Here is a 15726-nt window from a genome sequence, read left to right as displayed (position 1 = left end):
CAGATGCTGCCCGCCGGCCTGCTGGCCAGTTCGGTCGTTGCAGCGTCCAGCGCCAACCTCGGTCCAGGCTTTGACAGCATCGGATTAGCGTTGAATCTCTACGACGAAATCATCGTCGAAACAACCGATTCCGGTTTGGTCATCGAAGTTGATGGCGAGGGCGCAGGCGAGTTGGCGCTCGGCTCCGGCCATTTGGTGGTTCGAGCCGTCGAGTGTGGGCTAAAGGCGGCCGGTGTCAGCGCACCCGGCTTTAAAGTGCAGTGTCGAAACGCCATTCCGCACTCGCGGGGTCTCGGTTCCTCTGCCGCGGCGGTCGTCGCCGGCCTTGCAGCGGTCAACGGGCTTGTCGCACAAGCCGGTTCGATTCCCGTGGGCCAAGACCAGCTGATCCAATTGTCGTCGGAATTCGAAGGGCATCCCGACAACGCCGCGGCGGCGGTGCTGGGCGGCGCCGTAGTGTCGTGGACCGACCGCAGCGGCGATCAGCCCAGTTTCTCGGCGGTGCCGCTGCGGTTACACCCCGACATCCACCTGTTCCCCGCCATTCCCGAGCAACGCTCGTCGACGGCGGAGGCCCGGGTGCTGTTGCCTGCGCAAGTCAGCCACGACGACGCCCGCTTTAATCTCAGCCGCGCAGCGCTGCTGGTGGTGGCGCTCACGCAGCGGCCCGACCTGCTGATGGCTGCCACCGAGGATGTGCTCCATCAGCCTTATCGAGCGGCAGCGATGCCGCAGTCGGCGGAATACCTTCGTCTGCTGCGGTGTCACAACGTGGCAGCTGTGCTCTCTGGCGCTGGTCCGGCGGTGATCGCGCTGACCACAGCCCCCGAGTTGCCTGCAGAGGCTCTCGAGTATGGTGCCGCAAACGGGTTTGCAGTCAGCGAGATGACGGCCGGCAACGGCGTACGCTGGAGTTCAGGAGTAGCTGTCCGCAGCTAACGTCCACCGCCACCGCGGAGGGGCTTCTTGCTTCCGGCATCGAAGCAGGTTATTCTCGGAGCCGTCCGGCAATCGCAGCCTCTGCACCTGCGTTAACACCTAGGACTAACACCAAATTCTTCTCGTGGACGATGGTTCGCCATTTTGAACTGCCAATCCTGGCGATCACCGCTGCGGGGTCGATTGTTGGTAGCACTTGGCGATTTGGCTGAATGCAACGAACCCCTGGCTTGATTAGATCGGCCAGGGAAGAAAGGAAATCCGTGACTGAAACGGACCTCGTTACGGCTGACGACAGCACCGAAAACCACAAGCTGTCCGATACCGTGACAACAGACACTTCTTCCGACCGCGACGCCGCATCCGGCTCGGCGACGGAGGTCAACACCAGCGCGTCGGATGGTTCGCTGTCCACCATGGTGCTGCCCGAACTGCGCGCACTGGCCATTCGAGCCGGCGTCAAGGGCACCTCGGGGATGCGTAAGAACGAACTGATCGCTGCGATCCGGGAAAGCCGGCAAGGGCAGGCCAACGGTGGGCCTTCCAAAGACAGTGCCGGCGGCGATTCGCACAACCACGTGACCGAGATGGCCGACCACACCGAAGCGACCGCCGAGGACACGATCCGTACTGACTCCGGCGAAGGGGGACAGTCCGCCGATCACGAGCGGCACACCCGGTCGGAAAAGTCGGAAAAGACCGACCAATCCACCGACAAGCCTCCGCGCGACCAAGACCGGCAACAGGGCGCCAAGTCCGAGCAGCGCGAATCCGACAAACAGTCCGACAAGGGCGGTGATCAGCAGGGCTCGGGCGGACAACAAAACCGCGGTGGTTCAAACCAGCAAGACGACGACGGTGACGGTCGCGGCGGTCGCCGAGGCCGTCGGTTCCGGGAGCGCCGGCGTCGCGGCGACCGGCCAGGCGATGGTGGTGACACGGAACTTCGTGACGACGACGTCGTTCAGCCGGTCGCCGGCATCCTCGACGTCCTGGACAACTACGCGTTCGTGCGGACTTCCGGTTACCTCGCCGGTCCGCACGACGTTTACGTTTCGATGAACATGGTGCGCAAGAACGGTTTACGCCGCGGCGACGCGGTAACCGGAGCGGTCCGGGTGCCCAAGGACGGTGAACAGCCCAATCAGCGGCAGAAGTTCAACCCGTTGGTGCGCTTGGACACCGTCAACGGGGGGCCGGTCGAAGACGCCAAGAAGCGTCCCGATTTTTCCAAATTGACCCCGCTGTATCCCAACCAGCGCCTGCGTCTGGAAACCACGCCCGATCGGCTGACCACGCGGGTCATCGACCTGATCATGCCAATCGGCAAGGGTCAGCGCGCGCTGATTGTGTCGCCGCCCAAAGCCGGTAAGACCATGATCTTGCAGGCCATCGCGAATGCGATCACCCAGAACAACCCGGAGTGCCACCTGATGGTCGTGCTCGTCGACGAGCGCCCTGAAGAGGTCACCGACATGGCGCGCTCGGTCAAGGGCGAGGTCATCGCCTCGACGTTTGACCGTCCGCCGTCGGATCACACCTCGGTTGCCGAGTTGGCGATCGAACGCGCCAAGCGACTGGTGGAGCAAGACAAAGACGTCGTCGTGCTCCTCGACTCGATCACCCGGCTGGGTCGCGCCTACAACAACGCGTCTCCGGCGTCGGGCCGCATCCTGTCCGGTGGTGTCGACTCCACTGCGCTGTACCCGCCGAAACGCTTCCTGGGTGCCGCTCGCAACATCGAGGAAGGCGGCTCGTTGACGATTATCGCCACCGCGATGGTGGAAACCGGGTCCACCGGTGACACAGTGATCTTCGAGGAGTTCAAGGGCACCGGTAACGCCGAGCTCAAACTCGATCGCAAGATTTCTGAACGTCGGGTGTTCCCTGCCGTCGACGTGAACCCGTCGGGCACGCGAAAGGACGAATTGCTGCTCTCGCCAGACGAATTCGCGATCGTGCATAAACTGCGCCGCCTGTTGTCAGGTCTGGATTCCCATCAGGCTATTGACTTGCTGATGTCGCAGCTGCGCAAGACCAAGACCAACTACGAATTCCTGGTGCAGGTCTCCAAGACGACACCGGGTGGGGACAACGACTAAAGCGATTAGTTAGCGCACGCTCGCCGTCGACGATCGTCGCCCTTCCCCCGACTCGGTTACAGCTGCGCCGGTAACGTGCCAGCCTGTGGGGTCCGACGGAAAGTGGTGAGTCGTGGCGGACACTATCCAGCAACCGCTTCGCACCCGCGTTGGTGATTCGTCTCCGGCGGTCAAATACGGTGCGGTTCCACGTGTACGCGGCACCTGATGCGCAGGTCGGAGACCAGGTGATGGCAGCGTTGGCGCTGGTCGATGGCGCAGACTTGACGCCCGGGGAATTCGGCGAATTTCTGGTCGGCCAGCCGGGCCTATCGCCCAAGGCGTGGCCGCGCCACGTCTGGATCATCGACGGCCTGCCGTCGACCGCCACCAACAAGATCCTCAAGCGTGAGCTGAGTTCGCAGGGCGCTACCCCAGATGGTGGCGTGCTGTGGACCCGGATCGGGCGGATGAGCGCCTACACCGTGGCCGATCAGGCCGGCGAAGGCCGCGTGAATAACCACGTCAGTCCCGGTTAGCAGTGGGAATGCGCGGCTGCATGCGCGCGTTTAGGGGGAGAGCGGCTGACCTGGCATAATCAAGGGCCGAAGTTAACGTTCCGGTCAGCTCATGGGCGACCCGGCGACCTATGATCGAAGAGGAACTCATGAAATCTGGTATCCATCCGGCATACGGCGAGACCACCGTGGTCTGCGGTTGCGGCAACACGTTCCAGACCCGCAGCACCAAAGAAAGCGGCCACATTGTGGTCGAGGTGTGCTCGCAATGCCACCCGTTCTACACGGGTAAGCAGAAAATTCTGGACAGCGGCGGCCGGGTCGCTCGCTTCGAGCGGCGCTACGGCAAGCGAAACGCTGGCGCCGACAAAAAGGCCGGGTCTTCTTCCGAGGCCGACAAGTAGCTTGGAACGACGCCCGATCTGCTGCGGAAACCGCACCAGGCCGGGCGTCGTTGCACGTTCGGGGAAGCGTTTAGGGAAGGACAGGCATGACGCAGGGCGTGCGGGCGATTGACGCGCTGCTGGCCGAACACGCCGACCTCGAGCGCCAGCTGTCCGACCCCGAACTGCACAGCAATGCGGCCAATGCGCGCAAAGCCGGCCGTCGGTTCGCGCAACTGGCGCCGATCGTCGCCACTCACCGCAAGCTGGAGTCGGTGCGGGGAGACTTAGCGGCCGCGCGTGAACTGGCTGCCGATGACGCGTCGTTCGTCGATGAAGTCGCCGAACTTGAAGCACGCGCTGCCGAGCTCGACACTGCGCTCACCGACATGCTGGCACCGCGCGACCCGCACGACGCCGACGACATCGTGCTCGAGGTCAAATCCGGTGAGGGCGGCGAGGAGTCGGCTCTGTTTGCCGCAGACCTGGCCAGGATGTATATCCGCTACGCCGAGCGGCACGGCTGGACGGTCACGGTGTTGGACGAAACGACATCGGGTCTGGGTGGTTACAAGGATGCGACGCTCACGATCGCCAGCAAGGGCGACTCAGCCGACGGCGTATGGTCGCGGATGAAGTTCGAAGGCGGAGTACACAGGGTACAACGCGTCCCGGTCACCGAATCCCAAGGCCGCGTGCATACTTCGGCCGCTGGCGTGCTGGTCTATCCGGAACCCGAGGAAGTCGCCGAAGTGCAGATCGACGAGTCGGATCTGCGCATCGACGTCTATCGGTCGTCCGGCAAGGGTGGTCAGGGCGTCAACACCACCGATTCGGCGGTGCGAATTACCCACCTGCCCACCGGAATTGTCGTCACCTGCCAAAACGAACGGTCGCAGCTGCAGAACAAGACCCGAGCCATGCAGGTTCTGGCCGCTCGCCTGCAGGCAATGGCCGAGGAGCAGGCGCTGGCCGACGCATCGGCCGATCGCGCCAGCCAGATCCGCACGGTGGACCGCAGCGAACGCATCCGCACCTACAACTTCCCGGAGAACCGGATCACCGACCACCGAATCGGCTATAAGGCACACAATCTCGACCAGATCCTCGACGGCGACCTCGACGCATTATTCGACGCTTTGAGCGTTGCCGACCGGCAATCGCGGCTGCAGCAGGCATGATCACTCGACTGCGATGCGCGATCGATTCGGCTACGGCGCTACTCGCAGACGCTGGAATCAACTCCGCGCGCTTCGACGCCGAGGAGCTGGCCGCGCACCTGACGGGCACCGAGCGTGGACGGCTGCCGCTGATCGATTCGCCCGACGACGCGTTCTTCGACCGCTACCACGCTGCGATCGCGGCGCGGTCGCAGCGAGTGCCGCTGCAGCACATCACCGGCACAGCCGCCTTCGGGCCGTTGACGCTGTCGGTCGGGCCCGGCGTCTTCATTCCTCGTCCGGAAACGGAAGCCATGTTGGAATGGGCTACTGCACAGCGCCTTCCAGAGACTCCGGTGATCATCGACGTCTGCACCGGTTCGGGCGCGCTGGCGCTCGCCCTGGCGCACCATTGGCCGGCGGCGCGGATACTCGGCGTCGATGACTGCAATGCGGCCCTTGACTATGCTCGCAAAAACACGGCAGGCACCACGATCGAATTGTTGCGCGCTGACGCCACCGATCCCGGCTTGCTGACCGATCTCGACGGGCATGTCGACCTCCTGGTGGCCAACCCGCCCTACGTACCTGAAGCTGTACAGCTGGAACCTGAAGTATCTCAATATGATCCGCCGCATGCGGTGTTCGCGGGCCCGGACGGGATGACCGTGATTACTGCCATTATCCGGCTGGCCGGCCGTTGGTTGCGTCCAGGCGGCTTCTTTGCCGTCGAGCACGACGACACCACGTCACTATCCACGCACGAACTAGTCGGTAGCGCAGGGCGTTTCGACGACGTCGTCGCCAGAACAGATCTGACTGGACGGCCAAGATTCGTCACGGCACGGCGGAACGGCGGAACGCATGAGTGACCTATTCGACTGCGCCGACCCCGAACAGCGTTCTCGCGGAATCGAAGCGGCAGTCGGGGCCGTCAGAAACGGTCGGCTGGTGGTGCTTCCGACGGACACGGTTTACGGTATCGGCGCCGACGCATTCGACAGCGCCGCAGTGGCCGCTTTGCTGTCGGCGAAGGGCCGCCGGCGCGACATGCCGGTGCCGGTGCTGGTTGGCTCCTGGCACACCATCGAGGGTCTTGCCCTCATGGTCCCGCAGTCAACGCGTGATCTGATCCGCGCGTTCTGGCCGGGTGCGCTGAGCCTGGTGGTCCGGCAAGCGCCGTCGCTGCAATGGGACATCGGCGATGCCCGCGGCACGGTGATGCTGCGGATGCCGCTGCATCCGGTAGCCATCGAGTTGCTGCGTGAGGTCGGGCCGATGGCGGTATCCAGCGCCAACATCTCCGGCCGTCCGCCAGCCGTCAACGTCGACGTGGCGCGCGACCAACTTGGCGAACTCGTCGAGGTCTATCTCGACGCCGGGCCTTCCGCACAGCAGGCGGCCTCAACCATCCTGGACCTGACCGGACCCGAACCGCGCATGCTCCGACCCGGACCGGTCAGCGCTGAAAGTATCGCTGCAGTGCTCGGGTCGGACGCCCGGAGTTTGACCGGCTGACCCGCGCGGCAATTGAATACAGACGTGGTGCGCTACAACCTGGCCGAAGGCGTGCTCGCGTTGTCCGACCGTGGCGCCGGTGTTCCGCTGCGCGAGCTGGCGCTTGTCGGGCTCACTGCCGCCATCATCACCTACTTTGCGACCGGACCGGTACGCCTGCTGGCGACCCGGCTCGGTGCGGTGGCCTACCCACGCGAGCGCGACGTGCACGTGACGCCGACGCCGCGGATGGGCGGTCTGGCGATGTATCTGGGCGTGATCGCCGCCATCTTTCTCGCGGCCCAACTACCCGCCCTGACACGTGGTTTCGTCTACTCCTCAGGCATGCCGGCGGTGGTGGTGGCCGGCGCGGTGATCATGGGCATCGGGCTGATCGACGACCGGTGGGGTCTGGACGCGCTGACCAAGTTCGCCGGTCAGATCACCGCGGCCAGTGTGCTGGTCACCATGGGCGTCGCCTGGAGCGTTCTCTACATTCCACTGGGCGGCGTCGGCACCATCGTGTTGGACCAAGCCTCCTCGATCCTGCTTACGTTGGCGCTGACAGTGGCGATCGTCAACGCGATGAACTTCGTCGACGGTCTCGACGGGCTGGCTGCCGGCATGGGTCTGATCACCGCGCTGGCCATCTGCATGTTCTCGGTCGGCTTGCTGCGCGACCACGGGGGTGACGTGCTCTTCTACCCGCCGGCGGTCATTTCGGTGGTGCTGGCCGGGGCCTGTCTGGGGTTTTTGCCGCACAACTTCCACCCGGCCAAGATCTTCATGGGCGATTCCGGTTCGATGCTGATCGGCCTGATGTTGGCTGCCGCGTCGACAACGGCTGCGGGACCGATTTCGCAGAACGCCTACGGCGCCCGCGACGTGTTTGCTCTGCTGTCGCCGTTCCTGTTGGTCGTAGCGGTCATGTTCTTGCCCATGCTTGACATGTTGCTGGCCGTGATTCGTCGCACCCGCGCAGGTGTGCACTTCTCCACCCCCGACAAGATGCATCTGCATCACCGCCTGCTGCAGATCGGTCACTCTCATCGCCGCGTGGTGCTCCTGCTCTACCTATGGGTGGGAATCGTCGCCTTCGGAGCGGCGAGTTCGATTTTCTTCAACCCTCGCGACACCGCTGCGGTGATGCTGGGGGCGATTGCCATCGCGGTTATCGCCACACTGATACCGCTGCTGAGAGGCCGTGGCGACCTCTACGACGAGGAGTAGTAGGGTAGCTCGCAATGTGGTACCGTGCTGGTCGAACCCGAATTAACCTCGCGGGTTGCCGGCCACCGGCCATCGGATTCGCGTCCAGTTGGTCGGACCAACGACCGACAAAGGGGAGTTGTCCCGTGGGTGACGCGAGTGCGGTGATTGCCCTCCGATACGCTCTACGGGCCACGCAACGTCCAACCAGGCAACTCCCCGGTGGCGATCGCAAGCGCGGCGAAGCCGGGCGCAGCGGGTCGCCACGAAACCCGGTGGCGATCGCAAGCGCGGCGAAGCCGGGCGCAGCGGGTCGCCACGAAACCCGGTGGCGATCGCAAGCGCGGCGAAGCCGGGCGCGGGGGGTCGCCACCGAAAACCTAGCGAGGACTGAGGTGCAGCAGTGACAACACCAGCGCAGGACGCGCCGTTGGTGTTCCCCTCGGTTGCTTTCCGCCCAGTTCGGCTCCTCGCCATCTCGGTTCTGCTGACCGCTGTCGCGGTCGCCGCCGCGGGTTCGCTCGGCCACCCGATGGTCGGGGTGTTCTTCGGTGTGGGGCTCCAGTTGGGTTTGCTCAACGCCCTTGGCGTGCAGCGCTCGGTAGCGGCGATCACCGCCGATGCGCGTCCGCTGAAAAAGAAGATGGCGATGAACTCGGCCGGCCGACTGCTGGTCATCACCATGATCGGACTGGCCATCGCATTCGTGTTTCGACCCGCCGGCTTGGGTGTGGTGTTCGGGCTGGCGCTATTCCAGGTAGTGCTGGTGGTATCGACCGCGCTGCCGGTCTGGAAGAAGCTGCGCACTCAGAATGGAAGGGAACGGCAACAGCGATGACTGAGACGCTGCTGGCTGAGGCCGCCATCGAGGTCGGCCATCACGACACTGCCCGTTGGTTCGGCCTGACCGTCAACGTCGACACCATCATGTCCTCTGCCATCGCGGCCGCCATTGTCATCGCGCTGGCCTTCTTCTTGCGAGCCAAGGTCACCTCGACCGGCGTGCCGAACGGCGTGCAGTTGTTCTTCGAGGCGATCACCATCCAGATGCGCGACCAAATTGAAACCGCGATCGGCATGCGAATTGCGCCGTTCGTGTTGCCGCTGGCCGTCACGCTTTTCGTGTACATCCTGTTCTCGAACTGGTTGTCGGTATTGCCGCTGCAGTACACCCACTCAGGGAGTGATGCGCCGAAGGAGGTGTTCGGCCCGCCGGCGGCTGACATCAACTACGTACTGGCGTTGGCGCTGTTCGTCTTTATCTGCTACCACCTGTCCGGCATCTGGCGCAGCGGTCCGATCGGGTATCCGGTCAAGGTGCTCAAGGGCCACGTCTGGGACACCCTGCCGAGGGGGGTCGGTGCGATCTTCTCGCCGATCAACGTTGTCGAAGAATTGGCCAAGCCCATCTCGTTGTCGCTCCGACTTTTCGGCAACATGTTCGCCGGCGGCATCTTGATCGGGCTGATCGCGCTGTTCCCGCCCTACATCATGTGGGCTCCCAACGCGATCTGGAAGGCGTTCGACCTATTCGTCGGCGCGATCCAGGCGTTCATCTTCGCGCTACTGACCATCTTGTACTTCAGTCAAGCGATGGAGTTGGAGGGGGAACACGAGTAGTACCGCACCAACCCCTGGCTTCCAACGCAACTAAGACTTGGTGGACCGCTACGACTTGGTGGACCGCTACCAATTATCGAGGAGGATAAGCAATGAACCCCACAATCGCTGCCGGCGCCCTGATCGGCGGTGGACTGATCATGGCAGGCGGCGCCATCGGCGCCGGTATTGGTGACGGTGTCGCCGGTAACGCGCTGATCTCCGGCATCGCCCGGCAGCCCGAGGCCCAAGGCCGACTGTTCACCCCGTTCTTCATCACGGTGGGTCTGGTCGAGGCTGCCTACTTCATCAACTTGGCCTTCATGGCGCTGTTCGTCTTCGCCACTCCAGTCAAGTAACCGCGAGATGGGTGGCAAGAGCGCTGTAGTCATGGCTGAGGGAGGCGGCACCAGCAACTTCCTCATTCCCAACGGCACCTTCTTCGTTGTCCTGATCATCTTTTTGATCGTGCTCGGCGTGATCGGCACCTTTGTGGTGCCGCCGATCTCGAAGGTGTTGAAAGAGCGCGAAAACATGGTCACCAAGACGCTGGCGGACAACAAGAAATCGGCCGAGCAGTTCGCCGCCGCCCAGGAAGACTACGAGAAGGCGATGTCAAAAGCTCGGGTCAAGGCGTCAGCGGCCCGCGATGACGCCCGAGCCGAGGGCCGCAAGCACCTTGAGGAAGTGCGCGCGGGCGCTGAGCAAGAGGTTTCCTCGATGCTTCAGGACGCCGCTGAGCAACTCAAGCGGGAGGGCGATGCGGTGGCTGCGGATCTGCGCTCTCGCGTGGAGAGCATGTCCACTGCGCTGGCCAGCCGGATTCTCGGCGTCGAAATCACCACCTCAGTGACGACCGCCGGGTCGGGGTAGAGAGCGAAGATGTCGACATTCATCGGGCAGTTCGCCGGATTCGTTCTCATCATGTTGCTGGTCTGGCGCTACGTCGTGCCGCCGCTACGCCGGATGATGACCGCCCGTCAGGAGACGGTGCGCCAGCAGTTGGACGACGCCGCAGCCGCGGCCGATAGGCTTGCGGAAGCAAGTCGAGCGCACAGCAAGGCGGTCGAGGACGCCAAGGTGGAGGCAAAGCGGGTCACCGACGAGGCCCAGGCTGATGCCGTACGCATTGGTGAACAGATGCGGGCTCAAGCTGATAGTGAAGCCGAGCGGGTCAGGTCGCAGGGCGCCAAGCAGGTCGAGCTGCTGCGGGCACAGCTGGTTCGCCAGCTGCGCCAGGAGCTCGGTGCCGAATCTGTACTGCGCGCAGGCGAATTGGTGCGTGGCTATGTTGCCGACTCTGCCCAGCAGTCTTCGACCGTCGACCGCTTTCTCGACGACCTGGAAGCGATGGCGCCGTCCGAGGCCGATGTCGCTTGCCCCATCGCGGAGAAGATGCGTTCGGCCAGCCGGGTGGCGTTGACCGGACTGACGAAGCACTTCGACGACATCGCCGACGACCTCGACGACGGGGGACTGTCCAGTCTTGCAGACGACCTGACGTCGGTCGCCGGGATGTTGCATCGCGAGAGCGTTGTCACCCGCTACCTGGCTCTGCCGGCCGAGGAGGCTACCCCCCGCGTCCGGCTGATCGAGCGGCTGGTGTCCGACAAAGTTGGCGAGCCCGCGCTTGGTGTGCTCAAACGCGCTGTGTCCGAGCGCTGGTCGGCGAGCTCCGATCTTGTCGAGGCGATTGAGCTGGTGTCGCGGCAGGCATTGCTGATGCGCGCCGAGCGTGCAGGGCAGGTCGACGACGTGGAAGACCAACTGTTCCGGATTTCCCGCATTCTCGACGTGCAGCCCCGTCTCTCCATCTTGCTGGGTGACTACGAGGCGCCCGCCGAGGGTCGAGTTCGGCTGCTGCGCAAGGTGCTCGAGGGCTCCAGCATTGACGTCAATCCGATCGCAGTTGACCTGTTGTCCAAGACGGTCGAGTTGCTACGAGGACAACCGGCCGAGCAGGCGGTGCTTACCCTGGCCGAAGTGGCGGTGGCTCGCCGTGGCGAAGTCGTCGCACATGTCAGCGCCGCCGCCGAGCTCAGCGATGCGCAGCGGGAGCGCCTGACCCAAGTGCTGAGCCGGATTTACAGCCACCCGGTGACAGTGCAGACGCAAATCGATCCCGAACTGCTGGGCGGGCTCGCAATTTCGGTCGGCGACGAGATCATCGACGGTACGCTTTCGTCGCGTCTCGCCGCGGCCCACAACCAGCTTCCCGACTGAAAACCACCTAGCCAACACAATCAACAAGCAGGAAGAAACAAAAGCAATGGCCGAGTTGACAATTTCCGCTGAAGACATTCAGGGCGCGATCGAGGAATACGTTAGCTCCTTTACCTCCGATACCGTCCGGGAGGAGGTCGGCGCGGTCGTCGACACCGGCGACGGGATCGCGCACGTCGAGGGTCTTCCGTCGGTTATGACCCAAGAGCTGCTCGAATTCCCAGGCGGTGTCTTGGGCGTGGCGCTCAACCTGGATGAGCACAGCGTCGGCACGGTGATCCTGGGTGACTTCGAGAACATCGCAGAGGGCCAGCAGGTCAAGCGCACCGGCGAGGTGCTCTCGGTGCCGGTCGGCGACGATTTCCTCGGTCGGGTGGTCGACCCGCTCGGTCACCCGATCGACGGCCGCGGCGACATCGACGCCGGCGAGCGCAGGGCATTGGAGATTCAGGCGCCGTCGGTGGTGAACCGCCAGGGCGTCAAAGAGCCACTGCAGACCGGCATTAAGGCCATTGACGCGATGACACCGATCGGCCGAGGCCAGCGGCAGCTGATCATCGGCGACCGCAAGACCGGTAAGACGGCCGTCTGCGTCGATACCATCCTAAACCAGCGGCAGAACTGGGAGTCGGGTGATGAGAAAAAGCAGGTGCGGTGCGTCTATGTGGCCGTCGGGCAGAAGGGCACCACCATCGCCGCCGTGCACCGCACGCTGGAAGAGGGCGGCGCGATGGACTACACGACGATCGTCGCCGCACCAGCATCTGACTCTGCTGGCTTCAAATGGCTTGCACCGTATACCGGTTCGGCGATCGCGCAGCACTGGATGTATGACGGCAAGCATGTGCTGATCGTGTTTGACGACCTCAGCAAACAGGCCGAAGCATACCGTGCTATCTCGCTGCTGTTGCGGCGCCCGCCCGGCCGCGAAGCCTATCCGGGCGACGTCTTCTATCTGCACTCGCGCCTGCTCGAGCGTTGCGCCAAGCTCTCCGACGAACTCGGCGGCGGCTCGCTGACCGGTTTGCCGATCATCGAGACCAAGGCCAACGACATCTCGGCCTACATCCCGACCAACGTCATTTCGATCACCGATGGCCAGTGCTTCCTGGAGACCGACTTGTTCAACCAGGGCGTCCGGCCTGCCATCAACGTCGGTGTCTCGGTGTCGCGCGTTGGCGGTGCTGCGCAGATCAAGGCGATGAAGGACGTAGCCGGATCGCTGCGGCTGGATCTGTCGCAGTATCGCGAGCTGGAATCGTTCGCGGCCTTCGCTTCGGACCTTGACGCAACGTCGAAGGCGCAGCTGGAGCGCGGCGCTCGGCTGGTCGAGCTGCTCAAGCAACCGCAAAATCAACCGGTGCCGGTTGAGGAGCAAGTGGTCGCAATCTTCCTCGGGACCGGTGGTCACCTGGATTCGGTGCCGGTCGAAGATGTCAGGCGGTTTGAAACCGAGTTCCTCGACCATCTTCGGGCCGCCAAAGATGGCATCCTGTCCGAGATCCGGGAATCCCAGACGCTCGCCGGAGACGTGGAAAAGAAGCTGACCGACACGATCAACGACTTCAAGAAGGGCTTCGCGGCCACCGGCGGCGGCTCGGTGGTGCCCGACGCGCATGTGGAACCCCTCGACGAGGAAAAACTGGCGAAAGAAGCAGTGCAGGTGCACAAGCCCGCGCCGCCGAAGCAGAAGAAGTAACCGAAGATGGCTGCCACACTTCGGGAATTGCGGGGCCGGATCCGCTCGGCCGGGTCGATCAAAAAGATCACCAAGGCCCAGGAGATGATCGCGACCTCGCGTATCGGTAAGGCGCAGGCGCGGCTGGCGTCGGCCCGGCCTTACGCCGCCGAGATCACCCGCATGCTCACTACGCTGGCCCAGGACGCCGCATTAGACCATCCGTTGCTGGTCGAGCGCCCTGAACCCAAACGGGCTGGTGTGCTGGTGGTTTCGTCCGACCGTGGCCTCTGTGGCGCATACAACTCCAGCGTCTTGCGCCGAGCAGAGGAGCTCTTTTCACGGCTGCGAGCAGACGGCAAGACTCCGGTGCTCTACACCGTGGGGCGCAAAGCATTGGGCTATTACACATTCCGAAACTGGGACATCAACGTGTCGTGGACCGGTTTCTCAGAACGGCCCAGTTATGAAGATGCCACGTCGGTCGCCGAGACTTTGGTGGACGCCTTCATGGCCGGCGCCGAGGAGAGCGGTGAGCAGGACGCCCCTGCCAGCGTCGACGAGTTACACATCGTCTACACCGAATTCAAGTCGCTGATGTCGCAGTCGGCCGAGGCCCACCGCATTGCCCCGATGGTGGTGGAGTACGTCGAAGAAGAACCCAAGCCGCACACGCTGTACTCGTTCGAGCCGGATGCGACGACATTGTTCACGTCGCTGCTGCCGCGGTACTTGACCACCCGCGTGTACGCGGCGCTGCTCGAGTCGGCGGCTTCAGAGCTGGCATCGCGCCAACGGGCAATGAAGTCGGCCAGCGACAACGCTGACGATCTCATCAAGTCGCTCACGCTAGAGGCCAACCGCGAACGGCAGGCGCAAATTACCCAGGAAATCAGCGAAATCGTTGGTGGCGCAAACGCGCTCGCCGAGGCCGCTGGATAAGCCCCATTAGGAAGCGAAGAGGATATGGCTGCTACCACCAAATCGGCTGAGAAGTCGCAGAACGCAAAGGACGCCGACAGCAACGGCCGCGTGGTGCGGGTTACCGGCCCGGTTGTCGACGTCGAATTTCCGCGCGGCTGCGTCCCGGGGTTGTTCAACGCTCTGCACACTGACGTGACGTTCGAGGCGTTGGCGAAGACGTTGACGCTGGAGGTGGCGCAGCACCTCGGCGATCACCTAGTCCGCACCGTCTCGCTGCAGCCGACCGACGGACTGGTGCGCGGTGTCGAGGTGATCGACACCGGAAACTCGATTTCGGTGCCGGTCGGCGACGGCGTCAAGGGCCACGTGTTCAACGTGCTGGGCGACTGCCTCGACGATCCCGGGTACGGAAAAGACTTCGATCACTGGCCCATTCACCGCAATCCTCCGGCGTTCGACGAGCTGGAACCGCGAACCGAGATGCTCGAGACCGGCCTGAAGGTCGTCGACTTGCTGACGCCCTACGTGCGCGGTGGCAAGATCGCGTTGTTCGGCGGTGCAGGCGTTGGCAAGACGGTTCTGATCCAGGAAATGATCAACAGGATCGCCCGAAACTTCGGTGGTACTTCGGTATTCGCCGGGGTAGGTGAGCGCACCCGCGAGGGTAACGACCTATGGGTCGAGCTTGGTGAAGCCGACGTGCTCAAGGACACCGCGCTGGTGTTCGGTCAGATGGACGAGCCACCCGGCACCCGTATGCGGGTGGCGTTGTCGGCCCTGACGATGGCCGAGTACTTCCGTGACGAGCAGGGCCAGGACGTTCTGTTGTTCATCGACAACATCTTCCGGTTCACCCAGGCCGGATCCGAGGTGTCCACACTGCTCGGCCGGATGCCTTCGGCGGTGGGGTATCAGCCCACCCTGGCCGACGAAATGGGTGAGCTCCAGGAGCGGATCACCTCGACGCGTGGCCGGTCCATCACCTCGATGCAGGCCGTGTACGTGCCCGCCGACGACTACACCGACCCGGCGCCCGCGACGACGTTCGCACACCTAGACGCCACCACCGAGCTGTCTCGGTCGGTGTTCTCCAAGGGCATCTTCCCTGCGGTAGACCCGCTGGCGTCCAGCTCGACCATCCTGGACCCCTCGGTAGTTGGCGACGAGCACTACCGCGTGGCGCAGGAAGTGATTCGGATCTTGCAGCGCTACAAGGACCTTCAAGACATCATCGCGATTCTGGGTATCGACGAACTGTCCGAGGAGGACAAGCAAGAGGTCAACCGGGCGCGACGCATCGAGCGGTTCCTCTCGCAGAACATGATGGCGGCCGAACAGTTCACCGGTCAGCCCGGTTCCACCGTGCCGGTGAAGGAAACCATCGAGGCGTTCGACAAGCTCACCAAGGGCGATTTCGACCACGTGCCCGAGCAGGCGTTCTTCCTGATCGGGGGCCTCGACGACCTGGCCAAGAAGGCTGAAAGCTTCGGCGCCAAGCTGTGATGAATCGGGTGT

At 63.6% G+C, this 15726-nt stretch carries 16 protein-coding genes; all 16 read left to right on the top strand.

Annotated features, from left to right (window positions below; translation table 11 throughout):
* The first annotated feature begins 3 nt into the window (after positions 1–3).
* Positions 4–939: a homoserine kinase gene (gene thrB / locus M5I08_RS14645; RefSeq protein ID WP_219067156.1), complete on the top strand. Its 936-nt coding sequence runs from the start codon at positions 4–6 to the stop codon at positions 937–939.
* A 263-nt stretch (positions 940–1202) separates the two neighbouring features.
* Positions 1203–3041 (top strand): transcription termination factor Rho, encoded by a 1839-nt coding sequence (gene rho, locus M5I08_RS14640; protein ID WP_219067102.1) that lies wholly within the window; start codon positions 1203–1205, stop codon positions 3039–3041.
* Between the two features lie 191 nt (positions 3042–3232).
* On the top strand, positions 3233–3559 hold the full coding sequence (locus M5I08_RS14635; RefSeq protein WP_370328488.1) for a hypothetical protein: 327 nt from the start codon (positions 3233–3235) through the stop codon (positions 3557–3559).
* A 128-nt stretch (positions 3560–3687) separates the two neighbouring features.
* Entirely contained in the window at positions 3688–3942 is a 255-nt protein-coding gene (gene rpmE / locus M5I08_RS14630; RefSeq protein ID WP_219067101.1) for a 50S ribosomal protein L31, read from the top strand.
* Between the two features lie 86 nt (positions 3943–4028).
* Complete coding sequence (gene prfA, locus M5I08_RS14625; RefSeq protein ID WP_219067100.1) at positions 4029–5102, top strand: peptide chain release factor 1; 1074 nt, start codon at positions 4029–4031, stop codon at positions 5100–5102.
* Complete coding sequence (prmC, locus tag M5I08_RS14620) at positions 5099–5953, top strand: peptide chain release factor N(5)-glutamine methyltransferase (RefSeq protein WP_219067099.1); 855 nt, start codon at positions 5099–5101, stop codon at positions 5951–5953. Before prfA ends, prmC begins: the two co-directional genes overlap by 4 nt.
* Entirely contained in the window at positions 5946–6599 is a 654-nt protein-coding gene (locus M5I08_RS14615; protein ID WP_219067098.1) for an L-threonylcarbamoyladenylate synthase, read from the top strand. The genes prmC and M5I08_RS14615 overlap by 8 nt, the downstream gene beginning before the upstream one ends.
* Positions 6600–6611: 12 nt before the next feature.
* Positions 6612–7808, top strand: a complete 1197-nt coding sequence (locus M5I08_RS14610) for a glycosyltransferase family 4 protein (protein ID WP_219067097.1) — start codon at positions 6612–6614, stop codon at positions 7806–7808.
* A gap of 382 nt (positions 7809–8190) precedes the next feature.
* On the top strand, positions 8191–8625 hold the full coding sequence (locus M5I08_RS14605; protein ID WP_219067096.1) for an ATP synthase subunit I: 435 nt from the start codon (positions 8191–8193) through the stop codon (positions 8623–8625).
* Complete coding sequence (atpB, locus tag M5I08_RS14600; protein WP_219067095.1) at positions 8622–9407, top strand: F0F1 ATP synthase subunit A; 786 nt, start codon at positions 8622–8624, stop codon at positions 9405–9407. Before M5I08_RS14605 ends, atpB begins: the two co-directional genes overlap by 4 nt.
* A gap of 92 nt (positions 9408–9499) precedes the next feature.
* Positions 9500–9745: a F0F1 ATP synthase subunit C gene (locus M5I08_RS14595; protein WP_219067094.1), complete on the top strand. Its 246-nt coding sequence runs from the start codon at positions 9500–9502 to the stop codon at positions 9743–9745.
* 7 nt (positions 9746–9752) lie between these two features.
* Positions 9753–10259, top strand: a complete 507-nt coding sequence (locus M5I08_RS14590; RefSeq protein WP_219067093.1) for a F0F1 ATP synthase subunit B — start codon at positions 9753–9755, stop codon at positions 10257–10259.
* Between the two features lie 9 nt (positions 10260–10268).
* Complete coding sequence (locus M5I08_RS14585) at positions 10269–11609, top strand: F0F1 ATP synthase subunit B/delta (protein WP_219067092.1); 1341 nt, start codon at positions 10269–10271, stop codon at positions 11607–11609.
* A 46-nt stretch (positions 11610–11655) separates the two neighbouring features.
* Positions 11656–13308: a F0F1 ATP synthase subunit alpha gene (atpA, locus tag M5I08_RS14580; protein ID WP_219067091.1), complete on the top strand. Its 1653-nt coding sequence runs from the start codon at positions 11656–11658 to the stop codon at positions 13306–13308.
* A 6-nt stretch (positions 13309–13314) separates the two neighbouring features.
* A complete protein-coding gene (locus M5I08_RS14575; protein WP_219067090.1) occupies positions 13315–14229 on the top strand; it encodes a F0F1 ATP synthase subunit gamma in 915 nt (304 codons plus the stop codon).
* 24 nt (positions 14230–14253) lie between these two features.
* Positions 14254–15714, top strand: coding sequence for a F0F1 ATP synthase subunit beta (gene atpD / locus M5I08_RS14570; protein ID WP_219067089.1), 1461 nt, complete (start codon positions 14254–14256; stop codon positions 15712–15714).
* The last annotated feature ends 12 nt before the right edge of the window (positions 15715–15726 follow it).

Source organism: Candidatus Mycobacterium methanotrophicum, assembly GCF_023515995.1.
Taxonomy (GTDB): domain Bacteria; phylum Actinomycetota; class Actinomycetes; order Mycobacteriales; family Mycobacteriaceae; genus Mycobacterium; species Mycobacterium methanotrophicum.
The sequence above is the reverse complement of the archived record's forward strand: the minus strand, read 5'-3'. Positions and strand labels throughout refer to the sequence as shown.

What these genes read in the sequence shown, in the direction of transcription:
- thrB (WP_219067156.1), top strand. Translation starts at nt 4, where the DNA reads ATGCTGCCCGCCGGCCTGCTGGCCAGTTCGGTCGTTGCAGCGTCCAGC.
- rpmE (WP_219067101.1), top strand. Translation starts at nt 3,688, where the DNA reads ATGAAATCTGGTATCCATCCGGCATACGGCGAGACCACCGTGGTCTGC.
- prfA (WP_219067100.1), top strand. Translation starts at nt 4,029, where the DNA reads ATGACGCAGGGCGTGCGGGCGATTGACGCGCTGCTGGCCGAACACGCC.
- prmC (WP_219067099.1), top strand. Translation starts at nt 5,099, where the DNA reads ATGATCACTCGACTGCGATGCGCGATCGATTCGGCTACGGCGCTACTC.
- M5I08_RS14615 (WP_219067098.1), top strand. Translation starts at nt 5,946, where the DNA reads ATGAGTGACCTATTCGACTGCGCCGACCCCGAACAGCGTTCTCGCGGA.
- atpB (WP_219067095.1), top strand. Translation starts at nt 8,622, where the DNA reads ATGACTGAGACGCTGCTGGCTGAGGCCGCCATCGAGGTCGGCCATCAC.
- M5I08_RS14595 (WP_219067094.1), top strand. Translation starts at nt 9,500, where the DNA reads ATGAACCCCACAATCGCTGCCGGCGCCCTGATCGGCGGTGGACTGATC.
- M5I08_RS14590 (WP_219067093.1), top strand. Translation starts at nt 9,753, where the DNA reads ATGGGTGGCAAGAGCGCTGTAGTCATGGCTGAGGGAGGCGGCACCAGC.
- M5I08_RS14585 (WP_219067092.1), top strand. Translation starts at nt 10,269, where the DNA reads ATGTCGACATTCATCGGGCAGTTCGCCGGATTCGTTCTCATCATGTTG.
- atpA (WP_219067091.1), top strand. Translation starts at nt 11,656, where the DNA reads ATGGCCGAGTTGACAATTTCCGCTGAAGACATTCAGGGCGCGATCGAG.
- M5I08_RS14575 (WP_219067090.1), top strand. Translation starts at nt 13,315, where the DNA reads ATGGCTGCCACACTTCGGGAATTGCGGGGCCGGATCCGCTCGGCCGGG.
- atpD (WP_219067089.1), top strand. Translation starts at nt 14,254, where the DNA reads ATGGCTGCTACCACCAAATCGGCTGAGAAGTCGCAGAACGCAAAGGAC.